At 63.0% G+C, this 15,587-nt stretch carries 17 protein-coding genes; 5 read left to right on the top strand and 12 right to left on the bottom strand.

The annotated features are described in order from the left end of the window. Positions 1-6: 6 nt before the first annotated feature. From AB4879_RS26650 to AB4879_RS26640, 3 genes are all read right to left on the bottom strand, one after another. Positions 7-1,464 carry a cytochrome ubiquinol oxidase subunit I gene (locus tag AB4879_RS26650; RefSeq protein ID WP_370509983.1) on the bottom strand — a complete coding sequence of 486 codons (1,458 nt, stop codon included), beginning with the start codon at positions 1,462-1,464 and terminating at the stop codon, positions 7-9. A 110-nt stretch (positions 1,465-1,574) separates the two neighbouring features. Further along, positions 1,575-2,156: an HdeD family acid-resistance protein gene (locus AB4879_RS26645; RefSeq protein WP_102809040.1), complete on the bottom strand. Its 582-nt coding sequence runs from the start codon at positions 2,154-2,156 to the stop codon at positions 1,575-1,577. 67 nt (positions 2,157-2,223) lie between these two features. Further along, positions 2,224-2,547, bottom strand: coding sequence for a hypothetical protein (locus tag AB4879_RS26640; protein WP_233209449.1), 324 nt, complete (start codon positions 2,545-2,547; stop codon positions 2,224-2,226). Positions 2,548-2,740: 193 nt separating this feature from the next. Here AB4879_RS26640 and AB4879_RS26635 point away from each other — a divergent pair, with 193 nt between their 5' ends. The 4 genes from AB4879_RS26635 to AB4879_RS26620 all read left to right on the top strand — a co-directional run bounded on the left by AB4879_RS26635 (position 2,741) and on the right by AB4879_RS26620 (position 5,844). Then, the gene (locus AB4879_RS26635; RefSeq protein ID WP_370510232.1) at positions 2,741-3,589 is read left to right on the top strand and encodes an ABC transporter substrate-binding protein; all 849 of its coding nucleotides are present in this window, start codon (positions 2,741-2,743) and stop codon (positions 3,587-3,589) included. 5 nt (positions 3,590-3,594) lie between these two features. Then, positions 3,595-4,515: an amino acid ABC transporter permease gene (locus tag AB4879_RS26630; RefSeq protein ID WP_102809043.1), complete on the top strand. Its 921-nt coding sequence runs from the start codon at positions 3,595-3,597 to the stop codon at positions 4,513-4,515. Further along, positions 4,512-5,279: an amino acid ABC transporter ATP-binding protein gene (locus AB4879_RS26625; RefSeq protein WP_370509982.1), complete on the top strand. Its 768-nt coding sequence runs from the start codon at positions 4,512-4,514 to the stop codon at positions 5,277-5,279. The genes AB4879_RS26630 and AB4879_RS26625 overlap by 4 nt, the downstream gene beginning before the upstream one ends. A gap of 67 nt (positions 5,280-5,346) precedes the next feature. After that, a complete protein-coding gene (locus AB4879_RS26620) occupies positions 5,347-5,844 on the top strand; it encodes a Dps family protein (RefSeq protein WP_370509981.1) in 498 nt (165 codons plus the stop codon). Here the strand turns inward: AB4879_RS26620 and AB4879_RS26615 are convergent. Continuing rightward, on the bottom strand, positions 5,841-7,112 hold the full coding sequence (locus AB4879_RS26615; RefSeq protein WP_370510231.1) for an adenylate/guanylate cyclase domain-containing protein: 1,272 nt from the start codon (positions 7,110-7,112) through the stop codon (positions 5,841-5,843). The genes AB4879_RS26620 and AB4879_RS26615 overlap by 4 nt on opposite strands. A gap of 81 nt (positions 7,113-7,193) precedes the next feature. After that, positions 7,194-8,162, bottom strand: coding sequence for an agmatinase (gene speB, locus AB4879_RS26610; protein ID WP_370509980.1), 969 nt, complete (start codon positions 8,160-8,162; stop codon positions 7,194-7,196). A gap of 45 nt (positions 8,163-8,207) precedes the next feature. Between speB and AB4879_RS26605 the strand changes: the two genes are divergently transcribed. Further along, the gene (locus AB4879_RS26605) at positions 8,208-9,005 is read left to right on the top strand and encodes a nitrilase-related carbon-nitrogen hydrolase (protein ID WP_370509979.1); all 798 of its coding nucleotides are present in this window, start codon (positions 8,208-8,210) and stop codon (positions 9,003-9,005) included. Positions 9,006-9,137: 132 nt separating this feature from the next. Here AB4879_RS26605 and AB4879_RS26600 read toward each other — a convergent pair whose 3' ends face one another. The 7 genes from AB4879_RS26600 to AB4879_RS26570 form a co-directional block, all read right to left on the bottom strand. Beyond that, the gene (locus tag AB4879_RS26600; RefSeq protein WP_233209450.1) at positions 9,138-9,365 is read right to left on the bottom strand and encodes a hypothetical protein; all 228 of its coding nucleotides are present in this window, start codon (positions 9,363-9,365) and stop codon (positions 9,138-9,140) included. Positions 9,366-9,415: 50 nt separating this feature from the next. Further along, a complete protein-coding gene (locus tag AB4879_RS26595; protein ID WP_370509978.1) occupies positions 9,416-10,060 on the bottom strand; it encodes a phosphatase PAP2 family protein in 645 nt (214 codons plus the stop codon). Positions 10,061-10,952: 892 nt separating this feature from the next. Then, positions 10,953-11,411, bottom strand: a complete 459-nt coding sequence (locus AB4879_RS26590; protein WP_370509977.1) for a hypothetical protein — start codon at positions 11,409-11,411, stop codon at positions 10,953-10,955. Between the two features lie 1,067 nt (positions 11,412-12,478). Beyond that, on the bottom strand, positions 12,479-12,793 hold the full coding sequence (locus tag AB4879_RS26585; protein ID WP_370509976.1) for a hypothetical protein: 315 nt from the start codon (positions 12,791-12,793) through the stop codon (positions 12,479-12,481). Positions 12,794-12,795: 2 nt separating this feature from the next. Next, entirely contained in the window at positions 12,796-13,647 is an 852-nt protein-coding gene (locus AB4879_RS26580; RefSeq protein ID WP_370509975.1) for a phage major capsid protein, read from the bottom strand. 89 nt (positions 13,648-13,736) lie between these two features. Further along, a complete protein-coding gene (locus tag AB4879_RS26575; RefSeq protein WP_370509974.1) occupies positions 13,737-14,207 on the bottom strand; it encodes a hypothetical protein in 471 nt (156 codons plus the stop codon). After that, complete coding sequence (locus tag AB4879_RS26570) at positions 14,204-15,568, bottom strand: phage portal protein (protein ID WP_370509973.1); 1,365 nt, start codon at positions 15,566-15,568, stop codon at positions 14,204-14,206. Before AB4879_RS26570 ends, AB4879_RS26575 begins: the two co-directional genes overlap by 4 nt. Between the last annotated feature and the right edge of the window lie 19 nt (positions 15,569-15,587).

Here is a 15,587-nt window from a genome sequence, read left to right as displayed (position 1 = left end):
GACGGGCTAATACGCGAAAGATAGGGGTGCGACTTCGTCGTCCCCGGGCGGGGTGGGCGGCGCCGGCTCGGCATCGTGCTCGAGCGGGCCCGCGGTCACATATCTGCGGACCAGGTAGAACCAGATCACCGCCAGCACCGCGTAAATCAGCGTGAACGAGATCAGCGATACCCACACCAGGCCCGGTCCGTGCAGTGACACGCCTTGTCGAACGGTCAGCCGGACCAGTTGATCGCCGTCGGGGTTCGGTGCGACCACCCACGGCTGGCGGCCCATCTCGGTGAACACCCAGCCGGCGATGGCAGCCAGGAACGGTGTCGGGATCGTCCACAGCGCGAAGCGGGAATACCACTTTCCTTCCCGTGCGCCCGGCACCCGGCCGCGCCGCGTCAGCCACAGTGTGGCCAGTGCGAACAGCAGCGGCACCGCCATCAAGCCGATCATCGCGCGGAACGCCCAGTAGGTGACGAACAGATTGGGCACATACCACCCGGGGCCGAACTTCTGTTCATATTGCTGCTGAAGGTCTTTGGTGCCCTGCAACGTCACTCCGCTGAACTTGCCCTCAGCCAGGAACGGCAGTGCGAAAGGCACCTCGATGACGCGGGTGATGCTGTCACAGTTGTTGTGCGTCCCGACGGTCAGAAGCGACAGGTTGGGATCGGTTTCGGTGTGGCACAACGATTCCGCGGCAGCCATCTTCATCGGCTGCTGATGGAACATCAGCTTGCCTTGCACGTCGCCGGTGAAGAACAAGCCGACGCAGGCGACCAGAGCGACCAGTGAGCCCAGGATCGCGCCCGGACGGTACATCGCGACGGCGTCGGGGCTGGCTTTGGACCGCACCATCCACCACGCGCAGACGGCAGCCACGAACGTCGCGGCGGTGAGGAACGACGCGGTGACCGCATGCCAGAAGGCCGCGACTCCGGTGTTGTTGGTGAACAACTCGACGATGCTCTGCAGTTCGGCGCGACCCGTCTGCGGGTTGAACCGGGTGCCCACCGGGTGCTGCATCCACGAATTCGCGGTGATGATGAAGAAGGCCGACAGGTTGACCGCGATGGCCACCAGCCAGATCGACGTCAGGTGCAGCCAGCGGGGGAGTCGGGTCCAGCCGAATATCCACAGCCCGATGAACGTCGACTCCAGGAAGAACGCAACCAGGCCCTCCAGCGCCAGCGGCGCGCCGAACACATCGCCGACGAAGCGGGAGTATTCGCTCCAGTTCATCCCGAATTGGAACTCCTGGACGATGCCGGTCGCGACACCGATGGCGAAGTTGATCAGGAAGATCTTGCCGAAGAATTTGGTCAGCCGATACCAGGCCGGGTTGTCGGTGAGGACCCAGATCGTCTGCATGACAGCGATCAGCGGCGCCAGCCCGATCGTGAGCGGCACGAATATGAAGTGGTAGACCGTCGTGATTCCGAATTGCCATCGGGACACGTCAAGAGCGCTCATCGCCGAACTCTCCAACCAACGCGAAAGGCGCGGATCGCCTATCTACGACAAAGTGTAGTAGCGATCCGCGCCGTTCGCGCTAGAGCCTTTTGGCCTTTGTGACGAGAATCCTAGGGCGTTGTGGCGGCGATTCGGTCGCCGAGGTTCTTCGACGCTTTGCGGATTCCGAAGGAGGCCACCACTTCGAAAACTCCGATGACGACCAGCCAGATACCCACCACGAGGGTCAGCGTGGCCAGCGACGGGAACGGCGACGCCAGCACGACGATGCCGGCGATGAGGCTGATCACGCCGACGAAGATCTCCCAGCCGCGGCCGGGGGTGTCCGGGTCGCTGATCGCGGACACCGCGGTGGCGACGCCACGGAAGATGAAGCCCACACCGATCCAGATCGCCAGCAGCAGAATGGAGTTCTGGATGCTGCGGAAGCAGAGCACCGCCAGGATCAGGGCAGCGGCACCGCTGATGAACAGCATGACCCGGCCGCCGGCCGACACGTGCAGGGTGAAGGCGTGGAACACCTGCGAGATGCCCGTCACCAGAAGGTAGGCGCCGAAGAAGATCGCGGCGACGAGGATGGAGATTCCCGGCCAGACGAGTACCAGGATTCCGAGAACGAGCGACAGAACGCCCGACAGCAGGACCGACTTCCACAGATGCGGCAGAAGCGGCGGGGCAGAGGTGGTTGTCATGGCCGGAAGTGTTGCACAGCGGGTTGACGATCGACGTCATTTGACCACTTCAACGGGTGAATTGACGTCAAAGAGTGTCCTCGTCGTCACCGCGTTCGCGCAGCGACAGCCAGTACAGCATGGTGATCAATCCGAATATCAGGAGCGCGGCGATCAGGTCGGACCACTGGAACGGGTAGACGGCTCCGTCGATGGACAGCACCATCACGGTTTCGGCGACGGCGAAGAACAGAAAGAAGACGCCGAGGAACCGGCGGGCCGGCGACCGGTGCAACCGGGTCCGGCGGACTTCCACCATCAGGCTCAGCAGCAGCACCGGCAGCACTTGCGCGAGGGTCGCGGCCGTGGGGCCGTCCATGATGGCGAAGTGGATTCGATTCAGGTCAGGCACGGCGGGCCACACTAGCTGCGCGTACCTGTGGATCCGCTGCCAGATGGTTACGGTGCTACTACTGTTCCGTTACCGGGAGTACAAAACCCGGATCAGGCCATTACTTTCGGGCAGGACAGCCCGCAGTCGAGAGAAAGAGGCAACCGTGCAGAAATGGTGTCGCATTGCCGGAGTGGTGGCCGTAGCGGGTGCCATGGCCCTGTCGGGCTGCAGCAGCAAGGATGATTCCGGCGCTGGCCCGTCGACCGCAACTACGGCGGCCAAGGCGCAGAAGGTCGACGAGATCGCCGCGACCGTTCCCGATGACATCAAGAAGTCGGGCAAACTGGTCGTCGGCGTCAACATCCCTTACGCGCCCAACGAATTCAAGGATTCCAGCGGCAAGATCGTCGGCTTCGACGTCGACCTGATGAACGCCATCGCCTCCACGATGGGCTTGACCGCCGACTTCCGCGAAGCGGATTTCGCCAAGATCATCCCGTCGATCCAGCAGGGCACCTTCAACGTCGGTATGTCGTCGTTCACCGACACCAAGGAGCGCCAGCAGTCGGTGGACTTCGTCGATTACTTCAACGCGGGCATCATGTGGGCGCAGCGGCCCGGGTCGCCGATCGATCCGAACAACGCGTGCGGCAAGAAGGTCGCCGTGCAGGCGACCACCACCGAGGAAACCGACGAGCTCCCCAAGAAGAGCAAGGCGTGCACCGACGCCGGGAAGCCGGCCATCGAGATCCTGAAGTTCGACGGGCAGGACGCCGCCACCAACGCGGTGGTTCTCGGCCAGGCCGACGCGATGTCGGCGGATTCGCCGGTGACCGCGTACGCCATCAAGCAGAGCAACGGCAAGCTCGAGGCTGCCGGCGAGATCTTCGACTCCGCGCCCTACGGCTGGCCGGTCGCCAAGGGTTCGCCGTTGGCTGCTTCCCTGCAGAAGGCGCTCGAACACCTCATCGAGACCGGTGATTACAAGACGATCGCCAGCAACTGGGGTGTTGAAGCCGGGATGATCACCAAGCCGGTCATCAACGGGGGGACCAGCTAACCGATATGGCTGTCGACGAGTCGGCTCCACCTGCCATCAACGCGGTACCGCTTCGTCATCCGTGGCGGTGGGTGGGGGCGGCCGTCATCATCGTTCTGGTTGGCCTGTTCATCTATGGCGCGGCCACCAACCCGGCCTACGGCTGGTCGACGTACGGCGAGTATCTGTTCAACGACCGGATCATGCTCGGTGTCTTCAACACACTGCAGCTGACGGTGTACGCGATGGTGCTCGGCGTCGTGCTGGGTGTGATCCTGTCGGTGATGCGACTGTCGCCGAACCCCGTATTCGGTTCGGTGGCATGGGTTTTCCTGTGGATCTTCCGCGGCACACCGGTGTACGTGCAGCTGGTGTTCTGGGGGCTGATCCCGACGATCTATCAGCACATCCAGTTGGGCGTGCCGTTCGGGCCGTCGTTCTTCCATCTCGACCTGCAGAACCTGTCCATCCCGTTCCTGCTGGCGGTCATCGGTCTCGGACTCAACGAGGCCGCGTACATGGCCGAGATCATCCGGGCAGGCATCACGTCGGTGCCCGAAGGGCAGTCGGAGGCATCGACCGCGCTGGGTATGTCATGGGGAATGACGATGCGCCGCACCGTGCTTCCGCAGGCGATGCGGGTCATCATCCCGCCGACCGGCAACGAGGTCATCAGCATGCTGAAGACCACATCACTGGTGACGGCCGTGCCGTATTCCTATGACCTGTACAGCATTGCCTCGCGGGAGATCGCGGCCCGGACCTTCGAACCGGTTCCGATGCTGCTGGTGGCGGCGACCTGGTACCTGGTGATCACCAGTGTGCTGATGGTGGGGCAGTACTACCTCGAGAAGTACTTCTCCCGCGGCATCTCCCGGCAGTTGACCTCCAAACAACTCGAGGCCTTGGCCAAGGCACAGACCGGTACGGAGGCGGGACACGTATGACCGGCGAACCCATGGTGCGCGCCGAGCGGGTGTGCAAGGACTTCGGGGCCCTGTCGGTGCTCAAGGGTGTGACGCTGTCGGTGGACCCCGGCAAGGTGCTCGTGCTTGTCGGGCCGTCGGGCTCCGGCAAGTCCACATTCCTGCGCTGCATCAATCACCTCGAAACTGTCAGTGCCGGAAGGCTTTACGTCGATGGCGATCTCATCGGGTATCGCGAGCGTGGCGACAAGCTCTATGAGATGCCCCCGCGCGAGGCCGCCAAACAGCGCCGCGACATCGGGATGGTGTTCCAGCACTTCAATCTTTTCCCGCACCGCACGGCGCTGGCCAACATCATCGAATCGCCGGTGCACGTCAAGCGGATGAAGAAGGCGGCCGCGCTCGATCGGGCTCGGGATCTGCTCAATCAGGTGGGCCTGTCCGACAAGGCCGACGCCTACCCGGCGCAGCTGTCGGGCGGCCAACAGCAGCGGGTGGCGATCGCACGGGCACTGGCGATGGACCCCAAGCTGATGCTGTTCGACGAGCCGACCTCGGCGCTGGACCCCGAACTCGTCGGCGAAGTGCTGGGCGTGATGAAAAAACTTGCCAGCGAGGGCATGACGATGATCGTGGTGACGCACGAGATGGGTTTCGCCCGCGAGGTCGCCGACGAACTGGTGTTCATGGACGGTGGGGTGATCGTCGAAAGCGGGCCGCCTCGGGAAGTCCTGAGTAACCCGCAGCACGACCGGACGAAGGCCTTCCTGTCCAAAGTCATGTAGCGCCCGGCGTGACGAGGATGACAGCGAATGGGGGCAGGTTTACCGGTCACATCCTGTTGAACGAGGCATGACGACAGCGACTGGTCAACGACGAAACCCCGTAGAAGTAACCGGATTCCAGGCCTCGGCAGATTTGGCAGGCAACCTGCAGCGAGTCCTGGTGGACCTCATCGAATTGCATCTGCAGGCCAAGCAGGCGCACTGGAACGTCGTCGGAACCAACTTCCGCGATCTGCACCTGCAGCTCGACGACGTCGTCGACTTCGCCCGCGAATCCAGTGACACGATCGCCGAGCGGATGCGTGCGCTGGACGCGGTGCCCGACGGCCGCTCCGACACCGTCGCGGCGACCACCAGCGTCCCGCAGATTCCCGGGTACGAGCACAACACCAGCGAGGTGGTCGAGCTGATCACCACGGCGATCTACGCCGTCGTCGCCACCCTGCGCGACGTGCACGACGCCGTCGACGCCGAGGACCCCACGACAGCCGACCAGCTGCATCAGATGATCGACGGGCTCGAGAAGCTGGCGTGGCTGCTCAAGTCGGAGAACCGCAAGGTCTAACCGGTTGGACTTTCGACCCGCCCAGTCTCTTCCTGGGCGGGTCGATCGCTGCCCGGACCGGTGGTGGCTCGGCGGTCGACCAGGTACCAGGTGTGCATGAGGCCCTTGCCCTTCACGTCGACGTCGCCGCGCTCCTCGAGGACGAACCTGTCCCGCAGCCGTTCGTAGACATCCTGGGGGACCTGAATGCGGCCCTCGGGGTCGGTGGTCTCCATGCGGGAGGCGACGTTGACCGCGTCGCCCCACACGTCGTAGAAGAACCGGCGGGCGCCGACCACACCGGCGACCACCGGGCCGGCGGCCATCCCCATCCGCAGCGGCACGAGTTGACCGTTGGGATCGCGCAGATCCCGCACGGCCTTGGCCATGTCGAGTGCGAGGTTCGCCAGCGCGTCGGCGTGATCGTCGCGAGGCTCGGGCACGCCGCTGACGACCATGTAGGAGTCGCCGGTGGTCTTGATCTTCTCCAGGCCGTGCTTGTCGACCAGGCGATCGAACGTGGTGTACAGCCGGTCGAGGAAGCGCACCAGTTCGGCGGGTGCGATCTGGCTGGCCCGCTCGGTGAAGCCGGCGATGTCGGCGAACAGGATCGAGGCGTCGTCGTATCGGTCGGCGATCGTGCCGCGGGCCGGGTCTTTCAGGCGCGCCGCGATGGTGGCCGGAAGGATGTTGGCCAGCAGTGCTTCGGAGCGCAGGTACTCGAATTCCATTGCCGCCTCGGCGCGCGAGACTTCCCGCATGGCGTACCAGACCGTCGCGAAGATCATCACGCAGGCGGACACCGTGGTGATCACGAAGCCGGCGTTGACCAGCCAGCGCGGCTGGATTCCTGTGTCGCCGGGGACCAGGAACTGCGATGCGATGGTCAGCCCGGCGCCGATCGCCACCACCATCGAGGCCAGCACGACATGCTCGACGCCGAGCACGAGGACGGCCAGCGACGCCGACACCAGATAGTAGAACTGGATGCCGGAGTCGGTCCCGACCTGCCAGCCGACGATTGTCAGGGACAAGAACGCGAAGAAGATGAAGGCCAGCGCGGCGATGCTCTCGCCGAAGCGGTGCAGTAGCGGGATGACCCCGAAGATGGCCGCGGTGCCCAGATTGACCAGCCCGATCGCCACCAGGTGTTCGGCGGTGATGAACTGCAGGATCCCGATGACGGCGGTGACGACGGCGGCCATCGTCGCCGCGATGTTGAGCACGCGCTGACGGCGGGTGATCGACTCGGCCCAATGCAGGTTGCGAGCCGGCGCGCGGCGCTGCATCTTCTCGCAGTCCGCGCGCTGGGCCGGTCCGTCCGACGGCACCGAACCAGCGCATTTCCGCAGGGTGCCCACACTGGCAGCCTATCGGTTGGCGGCAAGCACCGAGAGGAGTTCGTATCCGACGTGGGCGGCGGCGATCCCGGTCATCTCGGCGTGGTCGTAGGCCGGGGCCACCTCGACGATGTCGGCGCCGACCACGTCGAGGCCCACCAGCCCGCGCAGCGTGTTGAGCAGTTCGCGCGACGTCAACCCACCGGCTTCCGGCGTTCCGGTGCCGGGCGCATGCGCAGGATCGAGGACGTCGATGTCGACCGAGACGTACACCGGGCCGCCCTCGAGACGCTTGCGCATCCGCTCCACAATGCTTGTGACACCGTCGAATTCATAATCATCGGAGCGGATCACCTGGAAGCCGAGAACGGCGTCGTCCTCCAGGTCGGTCTTGCTGTACAACGGGCCGCGGATGCCCATGTGCAGCGATCTCTCCATGTCGATCAGCCCTTCCTCGCTGGCCCGCCGGAACGGTGTGCCATGGGTGTAGGGCGCGCCGAAATAGGTGTCCCAGGTATCGAGATGGGCGTCGAAATGCAGCACCGCCACCGGGCCGTGGTCGCGCGCCAGCGAGCGCAGGATGGGCAGGGCGATGGTGTGGTCACCGCCGATGGTCAGAACAGTCGACCCGTCCTTGCGCAGGTCGGTCATCGCGGTGTCGATTCCGGCGATCGCCTCCTCGATGTCGAAGGGGTTGACGGCGATGTCGCCGCAATCGGCCACCTGCTGAGTGGTGAACGGATTGACGCCCAACGCCGGGTTGAACGGCCGCAGCAGCTTGGAGGCCGCGCGGACATGCGATGGTCCGAATCGCGCTCCCGGCCGGTAGGACACCCCGCTGTCGAAGGGCACCCCGACGATGCGAACGTCGGCGCCGGGCACCTCGGAGATCCGCGGCAACCGCGCGAACGTCGACGGCTCGGTGTAGCGGGGATATTTCGTGGCGTCGACGGGTCCGACGATCCCGGAGTCCGGCACGTTGTCGATCTCGGATGCCATGCTTCCTCCTCTGCCGGTTCCCTGCGGCGAGGTTAGCCTGCAAGGATGACCCGGATCGCGTGCGCCCAGATCGACCCCACCGTCGGCGCGCTGGCCGACAATCTCGAGCTTTCGACGGGTGCTGTTGCTGACGCCGTCGCGCGCGGGGCCGACGTCGTGGTGCTGCCGGAACTGGCCACCTCCGGCTATATGTTCGCCGATGCCGACGAAGCCCGCTCGGCGGCGTTGCGCCCCACCGACCCGGCGTTCGACGGGTGGCGTTCCGCCGCCGGCGACGCGATCGTGATCGGCGGGTTCTGCGAACTCGGTGACGACGGGTTGCTGTACAACAGCGCGGTCGCGCTCGACCGCGACGGAGTGATTGCGACCTACCGCAAGACACATCTGTGGGACCGGGAGAAGCTGATCTTCACCCGCGGCACCGAGCTGCCTGCGGTGCTGAAGACGCGGCACGGCGCGATCGCGGTGATGGTCTGCTACGACCTGGAGTTCGGTGAAGTGACCCGCCAGGTGGCCGTTGACGGCGTGGAATTGATTGCGGCGCCGGTGAATTGGCCACTGTTCCCGCGTCCCGAGGGGGAGCGTCCGGGTGAGGTGATCACGGCGATGTCCACCGCGCGGCTCAATCGGGTGGTGGTCGCGGTGTGCGACCGCGCGGGAGTCGAACGTGGCCAGCCGTGGACGCAGGGCAGTGTGATCGTCGACCCCGACGGCTGGGTGGTCGCCGAAGCAGGATCGGGACCGGGGCTGGCCATTGCCGACGTCGACCTGACCGCCACGCACGACAAGACTCTGACGGAGTATGTCGACCTGCTCGCCGATCGGCGCCTGGACCTCTACTGAAAAGCCGCCCAAAAGTTTGCTTGAGCGGTATGCTCCCCCCATTGGACCCACAGCGGTCATCCAGTAAAGTAGCCTTTCGCCACTTCGGCGTACACAGATAGGAAACATCATGAGCTCTGGTCGCCTGACTCGTCAGATTGCACTCTTTGCTGGCGGGGCCGCAATCGTCGGGATGGGTGCGCTGACCGCGTGCAGCTCGAACGCGAAGGACGCCCCGTCGTCGACGACTACGACCACTCCGTCGTCCACCGTGGTGCCCTCGCCGACGGAAAAGGCTGTGTCGCCCGGTGGCGCGAACTCGTTCTCGCCGACGGTCAACCCTGCGCCGCCGGGAGCGGTCTGCAAGGAAATCGTCGGCAACAACTGCGTTCGGTGATCTCGGCCCGCCGTTAGTCGGCGGGCAGCAGCGTTCAGACGGTACGGCTATGCGTCCGCCTCAACAGGCGGTCGCCGGCCGTGCCGTTTGGCCTTCGGGCCCGCGACGTGATGGCCGCAGCACTCAGTGCCACGAGCGCCCCGCCGAGCACCATGCCCCCGATGACATCGGTGAAGATGTGAGCGCGCACGTAGAGCGCCAGCCAGGCGACGGCGAGGACACCGATCACGGCAACGCTTGAAATCACGGCCTTCGCAGCCTGATTGCGCCCGACGCCGACGCACACCGCGATCGTTCCGAACAGCGTGGCGGCTCCGGTGACATGACCGGAGGGAAACGAATGCATGTAATCGAGGTCTGACCAGTCAAGCATTGATCCGTCGCGCAGCTGGGCGAGATTCTGCGGCGTTCGTCCGACAGTGTGCTTGAGCGTTTGCTCGAGCACCGCACCCGCACCGACGGATCCGGTCACGGCAATGAGGCGGATGATCGAACGCGCGCTCACGGCCAGTAGCGTTCCGCTCACCAGTCCGGCGACTGCCACGTGGATGGGTTGACCGATGAAGTCGAAGATCCCGGCCGAATCGCCCCTCCCGCTATGCGATCGATGCGCGTCGAACCAGTTCCACACCGATGTGTCGAGCGCTGTCATCCACCACGAGTTGATCTCGGCAGCCATGAACGCCAGGACGCCGAACAGGCCCGAGGCAAGCAGGACCAGCGCGAGTCGCTGTCGTGTCGGTGTGATGTCGATGCCGCTCATTGTGCCCCAATGGCCCATTCTCGTCGTTGCGGGTGGGGCTTGCGGACAACGGGCCGAGCGTTCGGTGACACGCCGTTGTATTGAGTAGTGACGAAATCGTCGGCACACGAGGGCCGGCCAGGTCCGCGCATTCAGCCTTAGTGATGCAGACCACTCATGGCCTCGGTTATGCACGTCTGCGAACTGGAAATCACTGTTGGTGAGGCCCGCCACGGCGATGGGGGAATCAAAGGGGGTCGTGGCGGGCCTCCCTTTCGGGCTCAATTCCCGCGCCGAAAACAGAAATCTCACCCGACATTGCTGCCTGTTCAAGAATTGGTAGGCAACGGCGTGCACATCAAAGGCGGAGTCGGTTTCGAATAGTTACGCAAGCCGAATGCGTGCAGCCAAGCGGGGATTGAGCCGAACCCGGTCAAGGGAACCCGCCACGGCAAGGGGGGGATAAGGGCCGTGGCGGGTTCGCTAGGTCAACGGTGGGTGGACCGGATCAGTTCCCTGACCGCGACGCCGATGCGGGGTGGGGATCTGCAGGCGCTTCTGCACCTGCGCTCCGCAGGCCTCAGCGGGCTGGCTGCCAGCGGGATGGCTAGTTCTGGTGCCCTCGGTGAGATTCGAACTCACACTGCACGGGTTTTGAAATCGTGCGCTTGGCAAACCCGCAGGTCACGAAAAGTTGTTGACTCTTGTGGCCTTTTGTGGAAAGTGGGTCGAAAGGGTGTCTGAACTGCGGTGGAGGACTAGGGACAACCCGTGGTGGTTAGAGGTGTCGATTGGTGCCGTGCCTACTGCGTGCCTACTGGTAGAGAATCTAGGACCCATCGACATCGACGATCCGGTCGTCGCTCAGAAGCTTGAGAACTTCTAAGCGCAACTCATGCACCGCCACGCCATCCGCTTGGTCGGGGAGCCGCCAGAGAAATTGATTGATAACCATCAGCATGTCGTGGACCATTGCCCGAATCGGGAACGGTTGCTTGCCTGACCGGCCATCCGTTGCGTGCGCCAGTTGGCGATCTATCTGCGTCCGCAACAGTCCGTTGAGCGGCGGCGGCACCTCATCAGGGTCGAGTCGGAACCCGGCAACTACATCTGCCGCGATTACGTCTGTCTTGTACTTGCGCCGCTCACGGAAGAACTCGTCTAACACGCGGGTGTGAATTAGAAACGATTCCAAGAATGCGTCATGCTCTTGCTTCTGGGGATGTCCGGCAGCCATGTGGCGGTAGTCGGGGTACGCAGAGAGTCGGCGTGCCGTGAAAATGAACATCCTCACCTCGTACTCGAAGTGGGGTAAGAACTCATGGAAACTCGTTACCACTCCCGGATTGTATGAACATCAGGGCGGTGCGGCGGAAGCATGCACCAACTTGCCAGAAGTAGATCAAGCACAGGGGTCCAGAGTACGCCGCGCGTACTTTAAAACCACTGCAGCGCAACAGTTTTGAGTAGTTGACGGCATTGTCTGCGGGCTGTACCGTCCCCCGCCATGACACTTGCCACACTGGACCAGGTCGCCCCTCCCTCCGACGCCATCCGCTGCGACTCTTGGGATGACGACGGGCAACGCAGCTTCGCTATCACAGAGCCGGTCGAACTTGACGCGGACGGTTACCCGCTGAGCGTCCGCGTTGGCGGAGCGCAGGACTTCACCGGCAGTGTCGAACGGCGCGTGGTGTTAGTGGTGGGGGGTAGGGATTGCGAACTCAGCGCGGTTCAGGTTGAGGGCTTGGTGGCGGCGCTCAGGGCCGCTGTAAGCCGCCTAAATCCGTAACGCAGAAGGCGACATGTGTGCGTGCAGACCAAGCGTCCGTCTGCCACGGTTGATCCGGTCATTGTTCGAACGGACTATCGAAAGGCTGGAAGATGGGCACAGGCATTCAGATCAGGACCAGGGTCGACTATTCGCGTGCGTCGTCGTGTTGCGGCCAACCCGTTCTCCTTGAGGACCGGTTGCTGTCATCCTGGGGCCAGGTGGATTCGCTCGGCGTGGTTGAGCGGTGTTCGCGGTGTCGCCGGCAGCTCTGAAAGGCACGGCCCAGGCCTGGTGAGCTTTCCTAAGGTCTCACCAGGCCGGTCCGCTGGCCGCGCTTCACGCCGGTAACAACTCCGGCACGCAACCCGCCTTCATATTTTCGTCAAGCCGCAAGCCACAAACGGTCACTGATTCCTTAAGGGAGTCAGTAGTTTTACTTGCACTACCGGAACAGGACCGTCCCGGCAGGTTTGGCAGGTAACCCCGGCACTAGCTCATGGCCGTTTCACCCCTTAAGGATTCGACTCCCCGGGATTCCTTACCGACACCCGACCTAAGCCGGATGCACACCTAAGGGCGCGCTATATTGCGCGTTGGCGGTACCTGTTCAGGGTCAACAGTTCCCACGTAGACCAACCATCACCGGGCCGGTAGGACGTACGGAACGGCCCCATCTGACGATCTGTCACGGTTGCCGTTGGGTCGGTGAGACGCCGCAGAGACGCGGACAGGATCACGGCCCGCAGATCGCCTGCGGGTTCCCCGTTTGTGAATCCCTGCCCGCGCGTGTAGGACGCGGCCAGCGCCGAGACGATCGCTAGGACTGCCTCGGCCTGGTCGGCGTTGACCTCACCGCCCGTCAGCGCCGCCAGATCATCTGCTGTCGGCGCTGCCATTATTACGGACCAGCCGGAACCGTCAACAGGGTCACAGCCTTTGGCTGCAACAACGCCGTATCGAAACGGGACACGACGCGGATACCAACGCTGTCGTAATCGCCCCACGTTTCGGTCAGAATCTTGACCTCAGAGTCAACGTCGCGTGCCACGATCACCTTGGAAAAGTCAACGACGGCAACGGTATCCGCCGGAATATTGTTCGTGATGATCACCGGGAGACCGAACATGCTGTACTGATTCGCCGCGTAAGCCGCCGACGGATCGAACAAGTAACGGGCGTCAGATGCTCCTACCTTGAGCTTGCGGAACTTCGTAAACGTCGCGCTCCGCATAGCAAGGTGGGTCGGCTGCACATAGTTGCCCAGCGCCTTGTCGATACCGTCGATCAGGCTGTCAGGGTCGGTCAGGTCCAGGTCGCCGGTGGCGATTCCCGTTGCCTTAAGAATGCCCTTCACCGTGTCCGACGTGCCCGCGCCATTCCACAGCGCAGCGTCCAACGTGTTAGCGATATCGGTAATCAGCCGAGTGCGCAGCGTCGTCTCAAGTGCCACGACAGACTGCCGCAGCAGCTCGTTAGACACCTTGATCAGGCTCTTAAGGCCCTTAAGCGACGACGGCAACAGAGTGACCTCATCAAAAGTCACGTCACCATCGCTAATCTGCCCACCGGCAGCCACGAAAGCAGCGGTAGCGCTAGATGCCAGCCGGGGGACGCGGAGCGGGTTCGGCGTATCCACAATCTGTGGACCAGCCGCCAGAAACGTTGACGCCTGTTCAAGCGGCCCGACGAGAATGTCGGCAACCTCGGAAGAAAGTAGCGTAGTATTACCACTAGGAATTTCAATAACCATTATTCTTTTGTCCTTATTAAGTTGTTTATGAGATTGTGTTTGTCAGCCCCGGCCACCTGAGCGGGATAAATATTTTGCGCACCTGGCGCTTAGCGGCTACGTCGCATCATTTCCAACAGGCTTACGCCGCTCTCAGCGCCGCCCCGGTTACCCTGGCCCGCATCACCCGTAACGACACGCTTAGCCATGTAAGGCCGGTCAGCCAGCAGTGCATCAAGCGCCGCCTTAAGCGCCTCCGGGTCCTCTAGGTGCTTCGCGTCGTAAGGCAAGTCAGTCGGGTTTTCCAGCCGATTAGTGCCAGTGACTAGGGCCGTGTGCAGGCGTCGAGCCAGCTTGTCGGCCTGGTCCTCAGCTTCCTTTGCGCGCGTGCGGTAATCAGCACTCTCTTTGCGAAGTTCCTCCACATAAGAGCGCGGGAAATTATCACCATCGGTGGTCTTATCGGCATTGCTGTCTGGCTGCGCGTCTGGCGCATTTTCTGCCGTCTCAGCGGTCACCGCATTACCGTCCACGGTTTCGTCACCCTGTTGGGCATCTGGCCCCGTATTTACGTCACTCATGCCGCCGCCCCCATTTCTTTAGTCATTTCTCGGCCCTGGTTGCCGTAAAAAACACCCATAGCCGACTCGTTCTGTTCCTCATTGGCGCGTTCAATTGCGATTTGCTCAACTTGCTCGCTGGTGTAACCCAAACGGCGCAGCGCTTCGGACTTACTCAACATCCCGGCCTGCACGCCTTTAGTTACCGCGTCCATTTCCGCCGATACCGACGTGCTTCCCGCGTCGCGCCACTGCACTTTCACCTTCACCGAGTTAACGTCCACACGGTCACGGATAGCGACCATCAACCGAGCGACCTGTTCCCAACTACGCCCGAACACCGCCTGGCGCTGCTCGGCGCGAGCGGTCAACGCGCTCTCGGACGCGCGAATAGCTTCGGAACTCGACGGGTTCTCAGTGGTGATGCCGACCATGTGAGCCGGGAGCGCCGACACGGCCATGATCTGCTGTAGCCAGATACGAACCGCCGCCTCATACCCGGCCAGATCAGCGCCCGCGAGCTGCCCGAACTTCGACTTGTCGTCCTCACTAAGCATTGCCCGGTTGCCCTCGGGGATCGGGTTAACCGTCTCCATAACAGGGTTGCCGTCGCTATCCAATTCCGTTGTGCCGTCAGCTTTGAGCTTGGGAACCTCCACCAGTTCGACGCCGGTAGCCCAGCGCCGTGGCCGCGCGGTGCACTCCTGCGCGACGGCCAAACCGGCAAGTGTCGCGTTCAAGCTGTCGCATGGAGATTTAAGGTCGTCAATCTCGGAGCGGCCACACCCGACGATCCGGGCGGCATTGCAAAAGTTGACCACCGGAACGACGCCCAGCGGGTTATCCAAAGTATCGACAAGCTCGAACGCCGCTGTGGCCGCGCCTGCTGTATTCGCCCGCCAATGCTCTATCCGGTCAGGCAGGTAAACCATTGCGTGCGTCTCAGTCTTAGTGCGCCACCGCTTAACAGCACTCGCAATCTCTCGGGTCGCCGGGTCCTTAAGGGCCGCGACCTGCTGCGGAGACTCCACCGTCACCAACGGTGAACCATCCGGCTTAGCCCAACAGATCGCGTAAGCGTCACCGAAGGTCAAAGCTTCGCGGTGCAACACTGTGCTGAGTTGGTCCAAGTCGTTAGCCAGCCAGTCGTCCCACACGTCAACGCCACGAAAACCCGTAATCACTAAGCGTTCCGCAAGGGACGTGACCGCTAAGCCGGGGATATTCGACGCGATCCGCGTGAACGCCGGTAGCGCGATACGCGCCTCAGGGCTGAGGTAAGCAGGACGTTGGCGACCAGTTGCATAAAGGTCCAGTTCGGCATAGCGGTGCTGCGGACCGTCCAAGGTCTGCAATAGCTCCACAAGTAGGTCAGAACTCATATTTAGTTGTCTTTCTCCG

This window comes from Mycobacterium sp. SA01, from assembly GCF_041287105.1.
Lineage (GTDB): Bacteria > Actinomycetota > Actinomycetes > Mycobacteriales > Mycobacteriaceae > Mycobacterium.
This window is presented reverse-complemented; position numbering and strand designations above follow the sequence as displayed.

Bases quoted from the DNA above. Each gene is read 5' to 3' on its own strand.
- AB4879_RS26585 (WP_370509976.1), bottom strand. From the start codon at position 12,793: ATGGCAGCGCCGACAGCAGATGATCTGGCGGCGCTGACGGGCGGTGAG.
- AB4879_RS26580 (WP_370509975.1), bottom strand. From the start codon at position 13,647: ATGGTTATTGAAATTCCTAGTGGTAATACTACGCTACTTTCTTCCGAG.
- AB4879_RS26625 (WP_370509982.1), top strand. From the start codon at position 4,512: ATGACCGGCGAACCCATGGTGCGCGCCGAGCGGGTGTGCAAGGACTTC.
- AB4879_RS26595 (WP_370509978.1), bottom strand. From the start codon at position 10,060: ATGGCTGCCGAGATCAACTCGTGGTGGATGACAGCGCTCGACACATCG.
- AB4879_RS26570 (WP_370509973.1), bottom strand. From the start codon at position 15,568: ATGAGTTCTGACCTACTTGTGGAGCTATTGCAGACCTTGGACGGTCCG.
- AB4879_RS26605 (WP_370509979.1), top strand. From the start codon at position 8,208: ATGACCCGGATCGCGTGCGCCCAGATCGACCCCACCGTCGGCGCGCTG.
- AB4879_RS26615 (WP_370510231.1), bottom strand. From the start codon at position 7,112: ATGCAGCGCCGCGCGCCGGCTCGCAACCTGCATTGGGCCGAGTCGATC.
- AB4879_RS26645 (WP_102809040.1), bottom strand. From the start codon at position 2,156: ATGACAACCACCTCTGCCCCGCCGCTTCTGCCGCATCTGTGGAAGTCG.
- AB4879_RS26620 (WP_370509981.1), top strand. From the start codon at position 5,347: ATGACGACAGCGACTGGTCAACGACGAAACCCCGTAGAAGTAACCGGA.
- AB4879_RS26575 (WP_370509974.1), bottom strand. From the start codon at position 14,207: ATGAGTGACGTAAATACGGGGCCAGATGCCCAACAGGGTGACGAAACC.
- AB4879_RS26630 (WP_102809043.1), top strand. From the start codon at position 3,595: ATGGCTGTCGACGAGTCGGCTCCACCTGCCATCAACGCGGTACCGCTT.
- AB4879_RS26650 (WP_370509983.1), bottom strand. From the start codon at position 1,464: ATGAGCGCTCTTGACGTGTCCCGATGGCAATTCGGAATCACGACGGTC.
- AB4879_RS26635 (WP_370510232.1), top strand. From the start codon at position 2,741: ATGGCCCTGTCGGGCTGCAGCAGCAAGGATGATTCCGGCGCTGGCCCG.
- speB (WP_370509980.1), bottom strand. From the start codon at position 8,162: ATGGCATCCGAGATCGACAACGTGCCGGACTCCGGGATCGTCGGACCC.
- AB4879_RS26590 (WP_370509977.1), bottom strand. From the start codon at position 11,411: ATGTTCATTTTCACGGCACGCCGACTCTCTGCGTACCCCGACTACCGC.